This window comes from Flavobacterium facile, assembly GCF_036321945.1.
Taxonomy (GTDB): domain Bacteria; phylum Bacteroidota; class Bacteroidia; order Flavobacteriales; family Flavobacteriaceae; genus Flavobacterium; species Flavobacterium facile.
The window spans coordinates 259,960-280,834 of the sequence record NZ_JAZAYT010000031.1 but is presented as its reverse complement, the minus strand read 5'-3'; the positions used below and the strand labels follow the sequence as shown (position 1 = coordinate 280,834).

The window sequence follows — 20,875 nt, the reverse complement described above, 5'->3', positions numbered from 1 at the left end:
AAGTTAAAAAACAAAAAAATAAGATTATGTAGAATAAATAATTCAAAAAAAGTAGAATTTAAACCACAAATTAAGTTTTTTAAAATAATTTTTGGGTTTAAATTTTATTGTTTATCATCTTTCCAATATAAATTGAATAATTGTATTAAATAAGAAAGGTTGTCAATACCAGTCTTTTCAAAAATCCTTGTTTTATAGGTGCTTACAGTAGTTTTTTGGATATTAAGCGCTTCACAAATTTCAGTATTGCCATAGCCATCTACCATAAGTTTTGCAACTTCTAATTCTCTATTTGACAATTGCTCTAAGGGGTTAGCTGGTTTTTTCAAGATATAACTATCCATAATTTTTTCTTGAATTTTTTTACTCAGGTACTTTCCTGTGTTCATAACAGCTGTAATAGCATTTTTAATTTCTTCTTCAGAACTAATTTTGCTCAAAAAGCCATTAGCGCCAGCATTGATATATCTTATGGCATAAATTTCTTCATCATACCCAGAAAAAATAAGAATTTTTAAATCGGGTTGCATTTTTTTTAAGGTAGGAATAATACCAAGGCTATTGCCATCAGGAAAAGCAACATCAAGTAAAAGTAAATGAACTGTATTGTCATTTAATACTTTGATAATATCACTAATGTTTTCAATTTGAAATACAATTGGGTCTTTGTATAAATCTTTTAAAATAAAAGATAAGGATTTAGTAACTACACTATGGTCATCTGCGGTGATAAAACTAAACTTGTTAAAATTATTCTCCATGGCTATTATAAATATTTAATTAAACTTAAAACAAAGGGGGGCGGTTTTTATTATTTTGAGTTTAAAAGCAAATTGAAAGAAACAATAGTTTCTATATTTTTTTTGCTGCTAACTTTGATTGTGCCATCAAACAAATCAATAATTTCTTTACATAAATTCAAGCCTAATCCTGCACCAAGATTTTTTACATCGGCTGATATTTGGCCCTGATGATAATTTTCAAAAATATGTTGTAAATCATCTTCGTTAATACCGATTCCGTTATCTTTAATAGTAACAAGTAAGTTTATTTTATGGTCTAATTTTTTTTCAGAATCCAGTGAAATGGTTATTAGTCCATTCTTAGTAAATTTATTGGCATTACCAACAATGTTATAAAAAAGCTGATGAATTTTAACGGCATCAGAATGTATAAGAAAGTTTTCGGGAATTTTATTTTCTATTTCAAGTTGATTCCCATTGTTTTGCACAAAACTGGATAGCGATTTTAGTATCTCATTTAATTCGTCTTTTAGGTAAAAATCACTTTTTTTCAATTCTAATTTTTTGTTTTCGTTTTTTGAATAGTCTAAAACTTGATTAGCTAAAAGCGATAAAGAGTTAGTTGTAAATTGTATCGATTTTAACGATTCTTGTAAACTTTCATCTTTAATTTGTTTACTGATGTTTTTGCTATATATTGACAAAATATTAAGAGGTGATCTAATTTCATGACTAATCATACCTACTATTCTATTTTTAAAACTCAAGTTTTGTTGAATTTTCTCTTGTGCCAATAGTAATCGTTTTTCATATTCAAATGCCAAGCGAGTTAATAAAATAAGTATTCCAGAAATAATAACCATAAATATAACCAATCCAATTACAGTATAATTTCGAATTAACTTGTTTGTTTTGTATTGATTTTGAAATTTAAATTTAGAGTCATTTGTAAAAGAGATTAAGGCATCATCATATTTTTTTAAGAGTAATTCGCTATAGTTTAAAAGCTGATTGTTTCTGTTTAAAAAATTTGAATCTTTTCCTTTTAAGGTTGTAAGCTTGTTTTTGTAATTTAAAAATTCGTTCTGATAATAGTTGTTCGTATTTTTAAAGGCGGCAGCTAATTGCTCCTCAATATTTCCTGTAGTTACTTTTTTGCCGTATTTCATAGATACAACTACATTAAGTTTTTCTTTTTGTACATCTACTTTACCGGAAATAGCATTGCCTAATCTTGAAAAAAGGCCTTTGCGTTCTATAGTATCAACCAGCATGTACGATTCAATATTAATACTATTCAAAACATCTTCATAATTAAAACTATTTAATTTCAATAAATCTTTTTCAAATTGTGTACTAGGTAAAATCTGAATATTGATTAATGAATCAATTGCTTTATTAAGTTCTTTTATCGATAATTTGGTTGAATCTTTTTGATTCAAATAAAGAGAAAATGAATTGCTTTTGTCTACAGTTTTTGCTAAACTATCAATGTTTTGGTTAAGAGTATTGAGTGCAGTATTGTAATTGGTTAAATACTGATTGTCTTTAGTTTGAATATAATTCTGCAAATTATGTTGCGCAGTAATATAGTTACCTTTGGTAAGGTCACTAAAATGTTTTGCTTGGTCAGATATTTTCAACTCCGTTTCTAAAGTATCTAATTTGGATTCATTAAAAATCTCATTATACAATATCACAAGAAGTAAAAGTTGTAATAATATAATACTTGTCAATAAAGCAAAATGTACTACTTTTCTATGTTTGAAATTAGGGTTTCTTAAATCAAACTGTTTCAATACGTTTTTTTTCAAAATATTTAATATTTAATATTAATTCTTAATACTTAAATTTCTTACAGTTAGATGCGGCTTTGTCTATTAAAAATAAATAGATATAATAAAGCAAAACATTATTTTAAATTGTAATAAATAAAACACCTTTTTTATAAGGCAAAAATAGAGTATATGTAATCTTTTTTTTGTAGTATAAATTTTTATATAAATGTAGAATAAATACTACGTATTTAGATAAATTTTTAAGAATATGTGAAAAATAATTTTAAAATTTAGAGATAAGTGTTTTTATGTTAAAAAAAAAGAAGTGATTGAGTGTAAAATTGCTTACTATAAATGATTAATTCTTTTCCAAAAAATTTATTATAATGAGATAGCGATAATTCTACGAAAATTAAGGCTAACAACAATGAAAAAGAAGTAAATAAAATAGTTTCAAAAGTAAATTGCTTGATACTATTTGATTTAGAAACTCCATTACTTTTTCTAACTTCTACTTCGTTTGTAAGTTGTATAGCGTTTGTCATAGAAAGATTGAAATAATTCACAATAGAAAGAATCAAATTGAAATAGACAACCCCATCATAATTATAAAAAAATTGATAATTTTTTTGCCTCCAGGATAATCATTTACTATTAAATGAAGTAACATGTTTTAGTGATTCTAAAACTATTTTTCTGGGTTCTTCATCATGTTTTTTAAATTTTCATCGTGTGTAATTCCTTCCTCTTTTGCCCATCGAAGTAAATTGTTTTCATAATGCGATTTTTCAATTGCCGCTTCAACTTTTTGTTTTGATTCGACATTCTTAAGTTTTAATAATAAACCAAAATTGAAAGTTCCCCAAGGATTATTTTCCGGATTTAATTTTTCATCAATAAAATTAGTTGCTATTTCAGGTGCAATTGAAGATTTTCTATTTGATATCTAAGCTCTTAACTGCCAATTTAATGCCTGAATAGCCAATAGTTTTGTTCATTGGATTCTCATTTTAATTTTTTTTTTTTTACAAGCACATCTCAAATAGCAACGTTAGTTGTCGAAAGGTAATTTTCAGATTTCCTTTTACATGTTCAATTTTTTTTGTGCATCTTAATTAAAAATTGATGTTTTTTATTTTTATAATGAATGTTTTCTTTATAATAACTTAAATCCAAACAACAATGTAAGTCAAATTCAGAAGTGTTTTTTGTTTTAAATTTAAGTAGTATTTGTTCTAAAGATATTAAAAATATTGTTCTACAAATATTTGATACACTCCTGCTTATTTTTGTAAACCGTTTATCATTAGTCACAAAATAAGTTCATGTTTTATTGTGAATTAAATTAGCTAAATGGTATTAATTTAAATTTAAAAAAACGAAAGTAAAATTTGCAGTTACATGATTTTATCTGTTTTCCCTTTTTGTTATTGTTAACATTCTCTCTGATAGGAGAAATGTTTGAAAATAAATTTGTTTGTATCGGGTAGTTATTAACCCTATTTAGTGCTAAAGAAATTTCTTATTATGTTAGAGGATGAAAAATTAGAAAAATTATTAGAAGAAAGGGATTCTGTAGATAGAGAGATTTTCCTTTTGAACGAAGGAGAATTAGATGAATTAATAAAGAATAATGATCCTTTAAATGTTAAATATTTTTCAATAGTAGAAGAGATTAAAGCTTTGATTAAAATGTTATAAAAGTAATTTGAATAAGAATTAAAGCTGTTAAGGATAGTTTTGTTTTAGTTATGGGGTTTATTTCAATTATGTCTTATTGCTTTAGTTAAAATTCAAATTTAAAGCAATAAATTAAAAAAAATATTGAATCAATTCTGTGACTTAATGAATAAAAAAGGTTGTCTTTTATTGTTATGTGATAGTTTTTTTAAGAATAATTGCCTGAACAACAAGCTTTTTTATAATAATTTAAATATAATTATGCATATATTATTTTTTTTAGCAATTGGCGGTTTGTCTGGTTGGTTAGCAGGCAATATTTTTGAAGATATTAGATTTAACCAAATAACAAACATTGTAATTGGATTTGTTGGTGGGCTATTAGGTAAATGGTATTCTACAAGACTCGTTTTTGATGTAGATAATTTGATATTTATATGGAACACAATAATAACTATTGTAGGCGCATTACAATTATTGTATTTGTTTTCAATAATTAAAAAGATAAAAATAGATTAAGGTTTTGTTGTTTCAGGCAGCTATTTAGGACTATGTTAGTAGTAGAACATAGTAATATTGATTATACGCTGCTGTCTGAACAACATTTTTTTTAAATTCAAAAAAACAAATAAGATAATTTTTTTTTTACCTCAGGTAATTACACTAATTACTTTTACTTCTGGTAATTAGGTGTTGGGGGGCATTGTAATGCCTGAGGTAAAAAAAGGTTTAAGTATATAATATTGAAATGGTTTTTATTGTTGCGTCAGACAGGCATATCTAATTACTAAACTTTTTGTAATTAGAAATTGGGAGATTTAGGTAATATGTTCTGTCTCGCAACAATCCTTAAATATCAAAAGATAATATTAAAATTGAAAAGATGTTGATCATATAAACAGAATATGTAAAGGTGGTAAATTGAAAAATATATACGTTTATGATAGGAGAAGATTTTTTTTTATTTTTTTAAAAAAAAAGTTTTCAAAAGAATATAATTTTATTCGGCTTAATAGTGTTGAGTATATGAAAATTGAAAATTTTAATTCTGACGATGTAGCTGTTTTTAATGCATACTATGAATTTGATATTGTAGCTTTCTTCCGTTTTAAAGAATGCTTTGAAAACAGAATTTTAGTTTGTTATGAGAAAAATGATGTTGCTTCAAAATATAAAAATACTAATGAAATTGAGTTTATTGATATTTCAAGACCAAAGGCAAATTTTTACACACCATTAAAAATGAGAATTGACAGTTTATTTAGAATAGGATTAAAATGAAAAACATAGTTTTATTACTATTGGTGTTTATTGTTTTTGTAATTGGTGTAATAAGTTGTTTTTTTAATGTTTAGAGAGGAATAATCAATTATTAAAAGTTGGAAATGAATGTGCCAAATGAAGTCTTTGACTACATTTTGAAAGGACAGTCTGTATAGATTGTGAAGTAAAATTACCCTAACAATTAACTCAAATAGTAGAACTTAAGAAGGAATCTTTGAATTTGTTATAGATTACAACAATACTGAAACATATGAAGAAGTGGTAGTGGATGATTATACGGATAAAGGATTTTTTATTGCAGAAAAAAATAAAAACTGAGGTGATATCTATGTATTAAAAGGAAAATCTGAAGTTTTACTTTATTATCAGCTAATAGGTAATAAATAAAAGAATTAAAATCAACAAAAGAAAGATTATACAAACATTGAACTTACTCGAGTATTTGAAGAAGTTGAATAAGAAGTAATGACGTTATTCGAAAAAAAAAATATTTAATAGAAAATATAATTATTGAACACTAAAATTATGTTATGAATAAATTAATTCAATCTGTTAGTTCTTTTTCAAGTATTCCTATTTTTCATGATATACCAAAAGGATACTATAATAAAAGGTTAAACCAGATAATTTCAGATTTTGATGATAAAATTAAGAAAGTCTCTATAGGGTTAAATAATAATTTACAAAATCGTTTAGTTAATAATAAGGATGTTGACGAGCCCCTTTGGCTAAATATAAAATGGCAGGCAAAATGTTATTTATTTCATGCAGAATACTATTTTGAAGCTTGGGTTACAAAAACGTCTAATCCTAATAGTAAAAGAGTTCAAGTAGAGAATTTAGAAATTAGATGGAGACATGGAAATGACAGAGGAATGGAAAGAGGAAAAAATGTCAATAAGATTACAATAAAGAAAAGAGAAAATTTTTACGGACTTGCTTGTGGGCATGAAAGTATGTGTTTAGTTGCTTCCATAACCCATTATGGAGCTAGCGCATCTGTTTCGTCTCCTAATAACTGTTCTTATGTTTAAAATTATATTAGTTTTTAAAATACTAGACTGATAAGACTTAATTTGAAATTAGTGAGTTTGTTTCCTTATATTAACTTAATATTTTAAAGTTTTTTATTTTCATTATTTTGATGAGTATGTTATCGGATGAAATAAAAAAATGTAAATTTGAAAAGTTAATAAATGAGTTTTCTTCAAGTTAAAATTTTTACTCAAAGAAATTTCAAAGCAAAGATAAAGCAAGGTTTTTTATTTTGAACTTTGCGTAGATTGTCATTTTGAAAAAAAATAAAAAAATAAAAGATTTTGTTTTTTAATAACAACCCGTTTTTTTGAAAAGAGATTTCTATAATTTGAATTTATTTGTGTTAAAAGAATAAGAATAAGAATATGATTTGTTTTGAATTTTATTAAAAATATTTTTATACTGAATAATTTTTATATATTTGCACTTCACAAAAGTAAACAAAACAGTAAACGTTTTTTGCTTTCTCACTCAGAAATGTTGTTTTTAATTAGTTAATATACAATGAGTTATGATTTTAAAAAATTAAATTTTTAAACTCATAACCCGAAGGTCACAGGTTCGAGTCCTGTTCCCGCTACTAAGAAGCTTCACAGAAATGTGGAGCTTTTTTTATGTAATTTACTCAGTATCAATAAATTAACATTAAATTAATTAATTTTTTTAGGATTTTGAAAATAAAAATCACTACTTTTGCACTTTTATTTTGAAAATTTATGACTACACAGAAAATTATTGGTTACAGAAAGTTACTTAATGTTACCAGAGAAGCAACATTAAAAGAATTAAAAACAATATATAGAAATAGTATGAAGGAAGATCATCCTGATACTATTGCAGATCCAGTTGAGCGTTTAGCAGCTGAAGAAAGAAGTAAGAACATTATTGAAGCCTACCACTTTTTAGTAAGTATAGCTCCAGAAACTAGAGAAAAAGTAAAAGCAGAATACACAGCTACTACTACAACTTCTCAAATTTCTGATTTTCATATGGATAAAGGTGTCTTATATATTAGCTTTGTAGACGGAAGTAAATTCGAATATTTTGGTGTACCAAGAAACACGTATGTGAAAATGGTAAACGCTGAATCACCAGGTCGTTTTGCTCGTCGTCACATTTATAACGAATTCACATACCGTAGCGCTAGTAAATTAGTAGCTGCAGAATAATTAAAACAGTATTTCGAGTATTTCGAGAAACAGTTTTAATCAGATTATAGCAAAAAGCCATTCTGAAACGAGTGGCTTTTTTTATGTACCTTTGCAAAATAAATAAATAAATATATGTCGCACAAAGCAGGTTTTGTAAATATTATTGGAAATCCAAACGTAGGGAAATCAACCCTAATGAATGCTATGGTAGGTGAGAAGTTGTCTATTATCACCAGTAAGGCACAAACCACACGTCACAGAATTTTCGGAATCGTAAATGATGAAGATTATCAAATCGTGTTTTCGGATACGCCAGGAATTATCAAACCAGCTTACGATTTGCAAACTAGCATGATGGATTTTGTAAAAAGTGCTTTTTCTGACGCCGATATTTTAATCTATATGGTTGAAATTGGGGAGAAAGAATTAAAAGACGAAGAGTTTTTCAATAAAATTATTCATGCTAAAATTCCAGTTTTACTTTTGTTGAATAAAATCGACAAGTCGAATCAGGAAATGTTAGAAGAACAAGTGCAAACTTGGCAAGCTAAAGTGCCTAATGCAGAAATTTTTCCAATCTCGGCATTAGAAAACTTCAATGTAAAAGAAGCGTTGAATAGAATTGTAGAATTGTTGCCAGTTTCACCACCGTATTATCCAAAAGATGCTTTAACTGACAAACCAGAGCGTTTTTTCGTAAATGAAACCATTCGTGAGAAGATTTTATTAAATTACGATAAGGAAATTCCATACGCGGTTGAGGTAGAAACGGAAGAGTTTTTTGAAGAAGAAAAAATAATAAAAATCCGTTCTGTTATTATGGTGGAACGCGATACACAGAAAGGAATTATTATCGGTCATAAAGGTGCAGCTTTGAAAAAAGTAGGTATGCAAGCTCGTGCCGATTTAGAATTGTTTTTCGACAAACAAATACATATTGAAATTTTCGTAAAAGTGAATAAAGATTGGAGAAGCAATGCTTTCCAATTACGAAGATTCGGATATAATCAAAAATAATGACTAATCAATAGTGATTAGTAAAGAATAATTAGTAAAGAGTAAATAGAAAAATTGTTTTGAAAAAAGCAGTTCTGTTTTAGCCCCGATTGGAAGAAGCTACCGTGTAGCCTGGAAAGCGGGACAGCAAGTGTTTTGAAATTCAAAATGTCTGCTTCTAAAATAAAAAAACGTACTTTTGCACAAAATATAAGAAGAATGAATAATATTGTAGCCATAGTAGGAAGACCAAATGTAGGGAAATCTACACTTTTTAATCGTTTAATCCAACGTAGAGATGCCATTGTGGACTCTGTGAGTGGTGTTACACGTGATAGGAATTATGGAAAAAGTGAGTGGAATGGAAAAGAATTTTCTGTAATTGATACAGGTGGATACATTAAAGGTTCTGACGATATTTTTGAAGGTGAAATTAGAAAACAAGTTGAATTAGCGATTGACGAATGCGATGCTATCATTTTTATGGTAGATGTTGAAGAAGGTATTACGCCAATGGATGATGAAGTTGCTAAATTACTTCGTAAAGTTACTAAGCCAGTTATATTAGCTGTTAACAAAGTAGATAATTCAAAACGTATGACAGATGCGTTAGAGTTTTACAATTTAGGATTGGGCGAATATTTTACTATTGGTGCCATGAATGGAAGTGGAACAGGTGAATTATTAGATAAATTAGTGGAAGTTTTACCAGAATTGCCAGAAGCAGTGGAGGATGAAAATCCATTACCACGTTTTGCAGTTGTTGGTCGTCCTAACGCTGGAAAATCGTCAATTATTAATGCTTTAATTGGTGAAGATAGATTTGTAGTTACAGATATTGCAGGAACAACTCGTGATGCAATTGATACCACATATAACCGTTTTGGTTTCGAATTTAATTTAGTAGATACTGCCGGAATTAGAAGAAAAGCGAAAGTAAAAGAAGATTTAGAATTTTATTCTGTAATGCGTTCGGTTCGTGCGATTGAGCATTCCGATGTTTGTATCTTAGTTATTGATGCCACTCGTGGTTTCGAAGGACAAGATCAAAGTATTTTTTGGTTAGCTGAAAAAAACAGAAAAGGAATTGTAATTCTAGTGAACAAATGGGATTTAGTTGAAAAAGAAACCATGACAGCAAGAGATTACGAACGTAAAATTCGTGAGCAAATCCAACCGTTTACAGATGTGCCAATTCTTTTCGTATCAGCAACAGAAAAACAACGTTTATTAAAAGGTTTAGAAACTGCTGTAGAAGTTTTTGAAAATAGAAAACAAAAAATTTCAACATCTAAATTCAACGATTTAATGTTGCCAATTATTGAAAACCAACCGCCACCAGCGTTAAAAGGGAAGTATGTGAAAATTAAATATTGCATGCAATTACCAACTCCGGTGCCACAGTTTGTGTTTTTCGCTAACTTACCACAATATGTAAAAGATCCATACAAACGTTTTCTTGAAAATAAATTGCGTGAAAACTATAATTTTAGTGGTGTGCCAATTGATATTTACATCAGAGAGAAATAAATAATAAAAAACCCGATAAGTGATTATCGGGTTTTTTTTAATCTATTTTCTTGTTATTAATAAAATTTATTTCAGAAAATTATTACATTTGTAAACCACAAATAAATAATAAAAAAATGAATAAATTTTTACTGTTTTTATCTTTAATTTCAATATTTGGATATTCTCAGGAGAATTACTTTCCTGCAAAAATAATAAAATCTGATTCTACAGAGATGAATGGATTTGTTAGATATAGTGAGAATAGAAAAACCCCGCAAGAATTTCAATTTAAAGAAACTGAAAAATCTCAATCAATTACTTTAACAGGTTTAGAAGTTGTTTCAGTAGATATTATTGACAAAGTCAAATATGTTAAAAGAACATTCAGTGTTTCTAAACATTCCAAGAGAGCTGATTTTTTAGATTCTTTTAAAGAATTTAAATTACATGAAAAAACTAAATTCATTGAACAATTAGTTGATGGAGAATTTAAACTATATTATTTATCAGATAGTGATGTCAATCAATTTTTTTATTCGAAAGCCAATTCAAACGTCATTTTACCTTTATTGGTTAAAGGATATACTGATGAGAATAAAGTATTATTAAATGAAGAATATAAGGTTGAGTTATATAAAAATGTTTTTTGCGAAAAAAATATTCTCTTAAAAAATGAAATTGCAAAATTAGATTATAAAGAAGACAAAATTATTGCATATTTTAGTAAAACAAATGAATGTGTTTCAGGTGTAAAACAAATAAAAAAACAAAAGGATTATGGCTATTTACAAATAAAAGGAACATTAGAAAATAATTTTATTAAATTTATTGATAAAAATGTTGATTTTGAAACTGAAAATAAAATAGTATTTGGTGTAGGAGCAGAATTTGAATATGTATTACCTTTATATAAGTACTTTTTTTCTTTTGTAGTTTCACCGACTTTTGCAAGTGTGAAAAGTGTTTATTCTTATAATGCTTTTGATAATAATGGGATAGTAACTAGTTTTACTGGTGAATTAAAATCTAGTACACTTTCTATTCCTTTAAATATTAGAATGTATCCAATAAATAAAACTAATTTTAAAGTTTATGTTAGTTTACCAACCTTCGTTACTATAGGTAATTCTAAAAGTAAAGTTGTTAAGAAGAATATAGAATATGATAGTCATATAGAATTGCCTGGAGTGGCTTTTTTAGAACTAGGATTTAGATATAAGAAATTTGAATTAGGGTTGCGTAGTTATGGTGGGAGTAATGGATATATGAAACGTAATGTGATTTCTATAAAATATAATGTATTTAATTCAAAGAAATAAACAAAAAACCCGATAAGTGATTATTGGGTTTTTTGTTTAAAACCGTACTTTTGTACAATAATTTTTACAAAAATACGTTTTGGTTTTTATTAAAGCCATTTTTTATTTCATCTATGAAAAAACAAACCTTAATTCTTGTCTTTTTATTTTTTAGTACACTATTTTCATTTTCACAAAATCAATTTGTATTTAAAGGAAAACTAAACAATAAAACGAACAACACGCCAATTGAATCCGCAACAATTTATCTAACTAGAGAAAAAGATTCAGCAGTTTTAGAATATACTATTTCAAACAAACAAGGCGCTTTTGAATTTAAAGTTGCACCGCAAAATACTTCCGTATCCTTAAAAGTATCTTTTCCAGAATTAGAAACATTTACAAAAACTTTTGAAACTATTAGTAATAATGTTGATTTTGGTGTAATCGAACTATATAAGCAAGATACTGAAATTGAAACGGTTTTAATAAAAAGTGATATTCCTCCAATTCGAATAAAAAAAGATACGCTAGAATTTAATGCAGCATCTTTCAAACTTAGACCAGATGCCAATGTGGAAACATTATTAAAACAATTGCCAGGTATAGAAATTGATGCAGACGGAAAAATTACAGTCAATGGAAAAGAAGTCAACCAAATTTTAGTCAACGGAAAACCATTTTTTGATAAAGATGGAAAAGTCGCTTTACAAAACTTACCATCTTCAATAATTGATAAAGTTCAAGTAACAGATACTAAAACAAGAAAAGAAGAGAAAACAGGTGATATTGCGTCTTCTAATAATGCAAGTATCAATTTAACTATTGATGAAAAAAAGAACAAAGGATTCTTTGGAAAAGCCTTAGTAGGTTATGGCTCAGATGAACGTTATGAATCTAGTGGGATTCTAAATTATTTTAAAAACAAAACCAAAGTAAGTGTTTTGGCTTCTGCGAATAATATCAATTCGGTTGGGTTTTCAATGGATGAAGTTTTTGATAATATGGGTGGAGGAAGAAATGGTAGTAGAGTACTTAATGGACAAAATTCTGGTTCCAAATTTGGGATTACAGAGTCTAATTTAGTGGGCGTAAATTACTCGGATAATTATCTCAAAAAGGTTGATTTTTCAAGTAGTTTTTCTCATTCTGAATCAAGTAACAGAAATAAAAATAAAACCAATGCTACTACATTTTTGCCTAATGGAACTTTTATAACCAATTCTGAAGCAACTAGTAAAACAGATTCTAAATCTGATAATTTTAGTTTTATGGCCGATATTAAAATAGATTCTACTATGTCAATTGTGTTTGAACCTAAAATGAATTATATTAAAAGAACAAGCTATAGTTCAACCAAAAGTAGTTCATTTGAAGGTACTAATTTGTTAAATGATTTTGCTTCAGATAATATTTCAGAATCTTTAAGTAAAACATTCGAAAGTACAACCACTTTTACTAAGTCGTTTAAAAGAAAAGGCAGAAATATATCGATAGTTTTGGACAATAAGAATAATTCTAATGATACTGATGTTAAAGTAAATTCGACAACTAATTTTTATCAAATCTCAGAACCATCCGATATCAGGAATCAAACTTCTAATCGAAAAAATAAAACGGAAAATTATAGGTTGAATTTTGAATATGCAGAACCTATTACGGATTCATTGATTGTGAAATTAGGAACTAGTTATGATTATAAATTCAATAGTAATATAGGAGAAACATTTGATTTTAATACTAGTACAAATTCGTTCACGGATAGAAATGATTTGTTGTCAAGTGCTATAAAGGCAAAAACTTCGGAATTATATACCTATGCTGGAATTAATATAAATAAAAAAAAATACAACTTTCGTGTAGAGTTAGGAGCTATGTCTATTCATAATGTGAATACTTCAGATTATTTAGGTTTAGCTACTCTTTTAGATAAGAATTTTATATTACCTGATGCAAATGTTCATGGAAGTTATAATTTTAGTAAATCAAAAAGTTTAAGGTTCAACTATAATTTAAATTATAGCCCGCCATCTGCCAATCAATTATTACAAATTCAAAATATATCTAACTCATTAAATACAATTGTGGGTAATCCTGATTTGAATGTAAATAAAAATCACTCTATTAATTTTACATACCGAAATTTTGATATAGCCACTCGTTCTGGTTATGGATTTAATTCAGGAATTAATTATTACGAAAACCAAGTTACATCTAAAACTATTTATGATGCTAATCGAAAGAAAACTACGACTTATGTAGATATGAATGGAAATAATAATTCTTGGTTTAGTTTATATTGGAATAAATCTATTAAGAAAGAAAAGGTTAATTATAGATATGAATTCAAAATTTCTAATAATTTTGGTTATGATAAAGGATTTGTTAATGGAGAATTATTTACAAGTACGTCATATTCATTCACGCCAAGTGTTAGATTTAATTACGAAATTACAGATAAAATTACGATAGCACCATCTTATAATTTCGGAAAAGAATTTGTTTCATATACGAATTATACGATTGATAAAACTTCATTTTATTCGCACAGAATGAATTTGCAAATCACCAGTTATTGGCCAAAAAATTGGACTTTTGGTAACGATTTTGGATACAATTACAATTCCAATTTAGGAGCAGGTTTCAAAAAAGATTTTTATTTATGGAACACGAGTTTAGCGTATTCATTTTACAATAATAAGTTTTTAGCAAAAGTAAAAGTATACGATATTTTAAATCAGAACCAAAGTAATAAAAGAACCGTTTCTGAAACTTCCATAACAGATGAAGAAAATATTGTTTTGAAACGATACGTTATGTTTTCTTTAACCTACAAAATCCATATGTTTGATAGTAAGGAAAAAAAGGAAAGTAAAAGATTTATGATGTAAAACAAAAAACCCGATAAGTGCTTATCGGGTTTTTTGTTTATTACAATTAACTAAATAATTCTAATATATTTTTTATAAAAATGGCTGTTGATGATTTGTCTAGAGAACTATCCATTTCTTTTTTTAACTCATTTTTATCTAGTTTTTTTAATCTTAAAAATGTTTTTCGACCTAATAAAACAATGAAAATAAACGTGATGATTAAAATAAAAGTCAAAACATAAAATTCATTTTTTGTTCTAAAAATATCTTCCATTTTTTATTGTATTTAACTGCGTACTAAAAACTGCAAACTGAACACTGATTTTACCAGCTTCCGCTAGCGCCACCACCAGAAAATCCGCCGCCGCCAAATCCGCCACCGAAGCCACCGCCAAATCCACCACCAGATGATGAACCGCCGCCAAAACTTCCGCCGCCGCCACGACCCATGCTACTTAAAATAATGATGTCCATTAAATCTGGACCACCAAATCCACCTGAATTGCCTCCGTTGTTACCTTTGTTTTTAGAAACTAAAATTAGAAATATAATAACAAATCCAATAACTAATAATATTGGTAAAATGCTTCCTTCTTTTTTATCTTGTTTACGTTCCCCTTTATATTTCCCAGTAAGTACTTTGAAAATAGATTCGGCACCTTTATTTAATCCGTTATAATAACTTCCGGCTTTAAATTCTGGCGTAATATCGTTTCTGATAATTTGTCCACAAATACCAGCGACTAATCTGTCTTCCACGCCATAACCTGGTCTGATGGAAATTTCTCTATCATTTTTAGAAACTAAAATGATAACACCATTGTCTTCTTTAGCTTGACCAATTCCCCAAGTTTGGGCCCAATTAGTAGCTAAAACACCAACGTCTTCCCCTTTTAAATCGTCAATTGTAATCACAACAATTTGAGTAGAGGTAGTGTCTGAATATCTAACTAACTTTTCTTCTAATTGCGATTTTTCCGAATCAGATAAAAGTTTAGCATAATCATAAACAGAGGTTTGTAGACTAGGTTTTTCAGGAATTTGATATTGAGCTTGAGCAATTATTCCAAAAAGGAAAACGAATAAAACTACTATTTTTTTCATATTATCCTCTTGAAATTTCATTAGACAATTCATTGATATCATCTTCATTATTATAAGGAAAATACTTTTTAAGTTGTTCTCCTGCTTCAATAATTCCGTTTACTAATCCGTCTTTATATTTACCTTCTTTGAATTTTTCAATTACGTGGTCTTTGGTAGAATTCCAAAAATTAGGTGCTACTAAGTCGTTGATGCCTTTGTCGCCAATAATAGCAAAACTTTTGGTTTGCATACAGATATAAAAAAGCACCCCGTTTTTCTGTTCGGTTTCATCCATTTTGAGAAGATGAAAAACCTCCTGTGCTCTTTCAACAGGAGGTTTAGTATTGCTTTCTTCAATATGCACACGAATTTCCCCCGAAGTGTTTTTTTCGGCAACAACAATAGCGTCAACAATTTCTTGTTCTTCCGCTTTGGTTAAAAATTCTTCGGTTTTACTCATTATTTTGTTTCTTTTTTGTCGAAATCAAATTCTACATTTGGTGCTTTTTCTGCGCCAGCATCTGATTTGAAAAAAGCTTTTTCTTTAAATCCAAACCACCCTGCAAACAAACTGTTTGGGAAAATAGTTACGTGCGTATTATATGGTTTAACAGCTTCATTAAAACGAGTACGAGCTGTTAAAATTTGATTTTCTGTACTTGCTAATTCATCTTGAAGTTTTAAGAAATTCTCATTTGCTTTTAAACTAGGATATTGCTCTACAGTTACTAATAATCTTGATAGTGCACTGGTCATTCCGCCTTGTGCTTGTTGAAATTGTGCCAATTGTTCTGGAGTCACATTACTTGGGTCAATTGTTACTGAAGTTGCTTTTGCACGTGCTTCAATTACGGCTGTTAAAGTCCCTTTTTCGTATTCTGCTGCACCTTGTACTGTTTTTACTAAGTTTCCTATTAAGTCATTTCTTCTTTGGTAAGAGGTTTCTACATTTCCCCAAGATTCTTTAACATTTTGGTCTAAGGTTACCGCTGTGTTGTTAATTCCTTTAAAGTAGCTATATCCAATTAATAGAATGGCTCCAATGATAATAAATGGCAAAAATTTTCTCATAATTTTATTGTTTAAGTTAATTTATTTAGTTGTTATTTTTTTTCTTTTTTTACTGAAAACTGCGACTGAAAACTAAATCAAAGTCCTTTTTTCATTTCTAATAATTGATTTTTTATTCCTTCTAATTTACTGATGATTTCATAATTGTCTAAGGTTTTCTTTTTTCCTTCTTTCAAATGAATTTTTGCACCTTCCAAAGTGAAACCACGTTCTTTTACTAAATGGTAAATCATTTGTAACACTTTCACATCATCTGGACGAAACATTCTGTCGCCTTTAGCATTTTTTTTAGGGTTAATTTCGTCAAATTCTTTATCCCAAAAACGGATTAACGACGCGTTCACATCAAATGCTTTCGCTAATTCGCCAATGCCATAATATCTTTTTTCTGGTAAGTTTACTTGCATTATATTTTTTGTTATTTTAGTTTCAGGTTTCAAGTTTCAGGTTGGTTTGTTAACTTGAAACTTGAAACACTATTTTAATCAAGAGATTGATTTTCTTGATTCGCTAATTTACTAATTAAAACATATTCTTTAGCAGAGATACTGCCATAATAAAAATTTAAAGGATTTACCACTTCACCATTTTTATGTACTTCATAATGTAAATGTGGTGCTTCACTTCGGCCTGTACTTCCTACATATCCAATAATATCACCACGTTTGACTTTCTGTCCGGCTTTTACTTTATATTTACTTAAATGCGCATACAAAGTTAAATATCCGTAACCATGACTAATTTCTATATGATTGCCATAACCCGACAAACTTCCATCTGCTTTTCTTACAACTCCATCTCCTGTAGCGTAAATTGGTGTTCCTGTTTTAGCAGAAAAATCCATGCCTTTATGAAATTTTCTTATTTTCGTAAAAGGATCACTTCGATATCCAAATCCAGAAGCCATATGTTTTAATTCTTCATTTTTTACAGGTTGAATCGCTGGAATCGCTTTTAATAAAACCGCTTTTTGCTTGGCTAATTTCGTAACTTCATCCAAAGAAACGGATTGAATCGCTAACGCTTTCATGATTTCATCCACTTTTTTAGACGAATTAATTATCAAATCGCTATTATTAAAATCTTCTAAATCTTTATATCTATTTACGCCACCTAATCCAGCTCTGCGTTCTTCGTTTGAAATGGCTGCACTATTAAAATATACACGATACAAATTATTATCACGTTCTTCAATAGCCGACAAACCTTCCTCCATTAAAGCTATTTTCCGATTTAATAAATTGTAATTCAACTTCATGGTTTCTAATTCACGCGCTTGTAATTTCGATTTTGGCGTTTCAAAAAAACTGGTGTTACTTAATATAAAAAAACATAAAAAACCAAACAACGCACTTGCTAATAAAAACAACATCGCATAGCCGATTTTAGTGCTGTTTTTAGTCACAATTTGTTTAAATGCTAATTTCTCCGCGTCGTAATAAAATTTTACTCTCTTCATATTTGAAAAAGTTGCCTTTTAGAAACTTTTTGTTGTTAACGATTTCATTAAAATTTACTATTTTTGTGCTCGTTATCACAAAGTAACACTTATTATACGAAAGAACTTAAAATTTGTTTCACATTTCGAAACATTTTTTTTAAAATTTTCAATGAACTAAATTATTCGATTCAATATCATAAAAATGAAATCACAAGACATAAGAAAAGCGTATTTACAATTTTTTGAAAGCAAAGGACATACAATTGTTCCTTCTGCGCCAATTGTTTTAAAAGATGATCCAACCCTGATGTTTAATAACTCGGGAATGGCTCAATTTAAAGAGTTTTTCTTAGGAAATGGAACGCCAAAAAGTCCTCGACTTACAGATACACAAAAATGTTTACGTGTTTCTGGAAAACATAACGATTTGGAAGATGTAGGTTTTGATACCTATCACCACACGATGTTTGAAATGTTAGGAAACTGGTCATTTGGTGATTATTTCAAAAAAGAGGCGTTGCCTTGGGCTTGGGAATTTCTAACTGATGTTTTAAAATTAGATAAAGACCGTTTATATGTTTCTGTTTTTGAGGGAAGTACAGAAGATAATGTGCCTTTTGATCAAGAAGCTTGGGATATTTGGAAACAATTTGTACCAGAAGACCGAATTATTTTAGGAAATAAAAAAGACAATTTCTGGGAAATGGGCGATCAAGGTCCTTGTGGTCCATGTTCGGAAATTCATATCGATTTAAGAACTGATGAAGAAAGAGCAGCAGTTTCTGGAAGAAGTTTAGTAAACGCAGATCATCCTCAAGTAGTGGAAATTTGGAATAATGTTTTCATGGAATTCAATCGTAAAGCAGATGGTTCTTTAGAAAAATTACCAGCACAACACGTAGATACCGGAATGGGATTTGAGCGTTTGTGTATGGCGATGCAAAACGTAACATCCAATTACGATACAGATGTTTTCACGCCGCTTATCGAGAAAGTAGAAGAAATTACAGGATTAAAATACACACCAAATTCAGTAGGGACAAGTCGCGACTTGTCCGTTCAGGATGAAAATCAAGAAAAAATAAATATTGCCATTCGTGTAATTGTAGATCACGTTCGTGCGGTGGCTTTCGCTATTGCTGACGGACAAGTTCCATCAAGTGGTGGAGCAGGTTATGTAATTCGTAGGATTTTAAGAAGAGCTATTCGTTATGGCTATTCATTTTTAAATACTTCAGAACCTTTTATCTATAAATTAGTAGAAGTTTTAGCTAATCAAATGGGAGAATTTTTTCCAGAAATCAAAAATCAAGAGCAATTAGTCACAATAGTAATTCGAGAAGAAGAAAAGTCATTTTTAAGAACTTTAGAACAAGGATTAAGATTATTGGATGAAGAAATTTTACAAATAACTGGTAACGAAGTTTTGATGCCAGTTATAAAAGAGTTAAATCCTGAACATGAAAATTTTGAAGAATTATTAATTTTAAATGGAGAAAAAGCTTTCGAATTGTACGATACTTTTGGGTTTCCTTTAGATTTAACTGCATTAATTCTTAGAGAAAAGGGAATTGGTTTAGACGAAGAAGGATTTAATGTTTGTATGCAAAAGCAAAAAGATCGTTCTCGTGCAGCATCTCAGGTTTCAACAGAAGATTGGTCGGTTTTAATTCCAGGAAATGTAGAAACATTCGTAGGATATGATCAAACGCAAAACGATGCAAAAATTACAAGAATCCGTAAAGTAGATTCTAAAAAAGACGGAATTTTATACCAAATCGTTTTAGATAATACGCCTTTTTATCCAGAAGGTGGTGGACAAGTAGGAGATAAGGGAACTTTAGTTTCAGCAAATGAAACGATTGACATTATCGATACAAAAAAAGAAAACAACTTAATTTTACATTTCGCCAAACAATTACCAGAAAATGTAAATGCGGTTTTCACAGCAAAAGTAAATACAGATTTAAGAAGTGCTTCTTCTAAAAATCACTCGGCAACACACTTAATGCATTTGGCTTTAAGAACGATTTTAGGAACGCATGTAGAACAAAAAGGTTCGTTAGTAAATCCAACTTATTTACGTTTCGATTTCTCTCATTTTTCTAAAGTTACTGATGAAGAATTACGTCAAGTAGAAGCTTTTGTAAATACAAGAATTGCAGCACAATTGCCATTAATTGAAAGAAGAAGTATTCCCATCCAACAAGCTTTAGACGAAGGTGCGATGGCTTTATTTGGTGAGAAATACGGAGACAATGTTCGTGCGATTAAGTTTGGGGAAAGCATGGAATTATGTGGAGGAATTCACGTGAACAATACAGCTGATATTTGGCAGTTTAAAATTGTTTCGGAAGGAGCAGTTGCAGCTGGAATCAGAAGAATTGAAGCAATTACTGGTGATGCAGTAAAAGATTTCTACACGAATCAAGAAAATACGTTGGCTGAAATTAAGGAAACATTAAAAAACCCACAAGATATTTTAAAATCTGTTGTTGCTTTACAAGATGATAATGCGAAGTTGAAAAAACAGTTGGAGCAATTAGTAAAAGAAAAAATCGACGGATTATCGGCGAGTTTAGTTTCTGAATTTCAAGACATAAACGGAATCAATTTCTTAGTAAAACAAGTTGATTTATCAATGAGTTCAACAAAAGATTTAACGCAAGCGATTGGAACTTCGAAACCAAATTCATTTGTAGTTTTAGCTTCAATTGAAGACGGTTTACCAAATATCCACTGTTATATTGCTAAAGAATTGGTTGCAGATAAAGGTTTAAACGCTGGAAACGTAATCCGTGAATTAGGAAAACTAATCGACGGAAATGGTGGTGGACAACCGTTTTTCGCCTCAGGAAAAGGTAAAAAAGCTAATGGAATTGCTGCAGTTTTAGAAAATGCGGTTTCATTCATAAAATAAGGTT

The 20,875-nt window shown here is 28.9% G+C and carries 19 protein-coding genes; 10 read left to right on the top strand and 9 right to left on the bottom strand.

What is annotated here, in order from left to right:
* Positions 1–104: 104 nt before the first annotated feature.
* The 3 genes from UEQ13_RS07805 to UEQ13_RS07795 all read right to left on the bottom strand — a co-directional run bounded on the left by UEQ13_RS07805 (position 105) and on the right by UEQ13_RS07795 (position 3,102).
* On the bottom strand, positions 105–761 hold the full coding sequence (locus UEQ13_RS07805) for a response regulator transcription factor (protein ID WP_329805785.1): 657 nt from the start codon (positions 759–761) through the stop codon (positions 105–107).
* A gap of 50 nt (positions 762–811) precedes the next feature.
* A complete protein-coding gene (locus tag UEQ13_RS07800) occupies positions 812–2,557 on the bottom strand; it encodes a sensor histidine kinase (protein ID WP_329805784.1) in 1,746 nt (581 codons plus the stop codon).
* A gap of 275 nt (positions 2,558–2,832) precedes the next feature.
* Positions 2,833–3,102, bottom strand: coding sequence for an FtsX-like permease family protein (locus UEQ13_RS07795; protein WP_329805783.1), 270 nt, complete (start codon positions 3,100–3,102; stop codon positions 2,833–2,835).
* 946 nt (positions 3,103–4,048) lie between these two features.
* Between UEQ13_RS07795 and UEQ13_RS07790 the strand changes: the two genes are divergently transcribed.
* From UEQ13_RS07790 to UEQ13_RS07750, 9 genes are all read left to right on the top strand, one after another.
* The gene (locus UEQ13_RS07790; RefSeq protein WP_329805782.1) at positions 4,049–4,222 is read left to right on the top strand and encodes a hypothetical protein; all 174 of its coding nucleotides are present in this window, start codon (positions 4,049–4,051) and stop codon (positions 4,220–4,222) included.
* A 240-nt stretch (positions 4,223–4,462) separates the two neighbouring features.
* A complete protein-coding gene (locus UEQ13_RS07785; protein ID WP_329805781.1) occupies positions 4,463–4,720 on the top strand; it encodes a GlsB/YeaQ/YmgE family stress response membrane protein in 258 nt (85 codons plus the stop codon).
* Positions 4,721–5,227: 507 nt separating this feature from the next.
* Positions 5,228–5,482, top strand: a complete 255-nt coding sequence (locus UEQ13_RS07780; RefSeq protein WP_329805780.1) for a hypothetical protein — start codon at positions 5,228–5,230, stop codon at positions 5,480–5,482.
* Positions 5,483–6,015: 533 nt separating this feature from the next.
* A complete protein-coding gene (locus tag UEQ13_RS07775) occupies positions 6,016–6,519 on the top strand; it encodes a hypothetical protein (protein ID WP_329805779.1) in 504 nt (167 codons plus the stop codon).
* 720 nt (positions 6,520–7,239) lie between these two features.
* Positions 7,240–7,692 (top strand): KTSC domain-containing protein, encoded by a 453-nt coding sequence (locus UEQ13_RS07770; RefSeq protein ID WP_329805778.1) that lies wholly within the window; start codon positions 7,240–7,242, stop codon positions 7,690–7,692.
* A 114-nt stretch (positions 7,693–7,806) separates the two neighbouring features.
* Positions 7,807–8,691 carry a GTPase Era gene (gene era / locus UEQ13_RS07765; protein WP_329805777.1) on the top strand — a complete coding sequence of 295 codons (885 nt, stop codon included), beginning with the start codon at positions 7,807–7,809 and terminating at the stop codon, positions 8,689–8,691.
* 198 nt (positions 8,692–8,889) lie between these two features.
* Positions 8,890–10,200, top strand: a complete 1,311-nt coding sequence (der, locus tag UEQ13_RS07760; RefSeq protein ID WP_166126922.1) for a ribosome biogenesis GTPase Der — start codon at positions 8,890–8,892, stop codon at positions 10,198–10,200.
* A gap of 116 nt (positions 10,201–10,316) precedes the next feature.
* Complete coding sequence (locus UEQ13_RS07755) at positions 10,317–11,501, top strand: hypothetical protein (protein ID WP_329805776.1); 1,185 nt, start codon at positions 10,317–10,319, stop codon at positions 11,499–11,501.
* Between the two features lie 113 nt (positions 11,502–11,614).
* Entirely contained in the window at positions 11,615–14,371 is a 2,757-nt protein-coding gene (locus UEQ13_RS07750; RefSeq protein WP_329805775.1) for an outer membrane beta-barrel protein, read from the top strand.
* Positions 14,372–14,417: 46 nt separating this feature from the next.
* Here the strand turns inward: UEQ13_RS07750 and UEQ13_RS07745 are convergent, their stop codons facing one another.
* From UEQ13_RS07745 to UEQ13_RS07720, 6 genes are all read right to left on the bottom strand, one after another.
* A complete protein-coding gene (locus UEQ13_RS07745) occupies positions 14,418–14,627 on the bottom strand; it encodes a hypothetical protein (protein ID WP_329805774.1) in 210 nt (69 codons plus the stop codon).
* A gap of 50 nt (positions 14,628–14,677) precedes the next feature.
* Entirely contained in the window at positions 14,678–15,457 is a 780-nt protein-coding gene (locus tag UEQ13_RS07740; protein ID WP_329805773.1) for a TPM domain-containing protein, read from the bottom strand.
* Between the two features lies 1 nt (position 15,458).
* Complete coding sequence (locus tag UEQ13_RS07735) at positions 15,459–15,899, bottom strand: TPM domain-containing protein (RefSeq protein WP_329805772.1); 441 nt, start codon at positions 15,897–15,899, stop codon at positions 15,459–15,461.
* The gene (locus UEQ13_RS07730; RefSeq protein WP_329805771.1) at positions 15,899–16,510 is read right to left on the bottom strand and encodes a LemA family protein; all 612 of its coding nucleotides are present in this window, start codon (positions 16,508–16,510) and stop codon (positions 15,899–15,901) included. The genes UEQ13_RS07735 and UEQ13_RS07730 overlap by 1 nt, the downstream gene beginning before the upstream one ends.
* Positions 16,511–16,587: 77 nt before the next feature.
* A complete protein-coding gene (locus UEQ13_RS07725; protein ID WP_329805770.1) occupies positions 16,588–16,917 on the bottom strand; it encodes a MerR family transcriptional regulator in 330 nt (109 codons plus the stop codon).
* 74 nt (positions 16,918–16,991) lie between these two features.
* Positions 16,992–17,969, bottom strand: coding sequence for a M23 family metallopeptidase (locus UEQ13_RS07720; protein ID WP_329805769.1), 978 nt, complete (start codon positions 17,967–17,969; stop codon positions 16,992–16,994).
* A gap of 184 nt (positions 17,970–18,153) precedes the next feature.
* On the opposite strand from UEQ13_RS07720, the gene alaS reads away from it, so the two are divergent.
* Complete coding sequence (gene alaS / locus UEQ13_RS07715) at positions 18,154–20,871, top strand: alanine--tRNA ligase (RefSeq protein WP_329805767.1); 2,718 nt, start codon at positions 18,154–18,156, stop codon at positions 20,869–20,871.
* Positions 20,872–20,875: the final 4 nt, after the last annotated feature.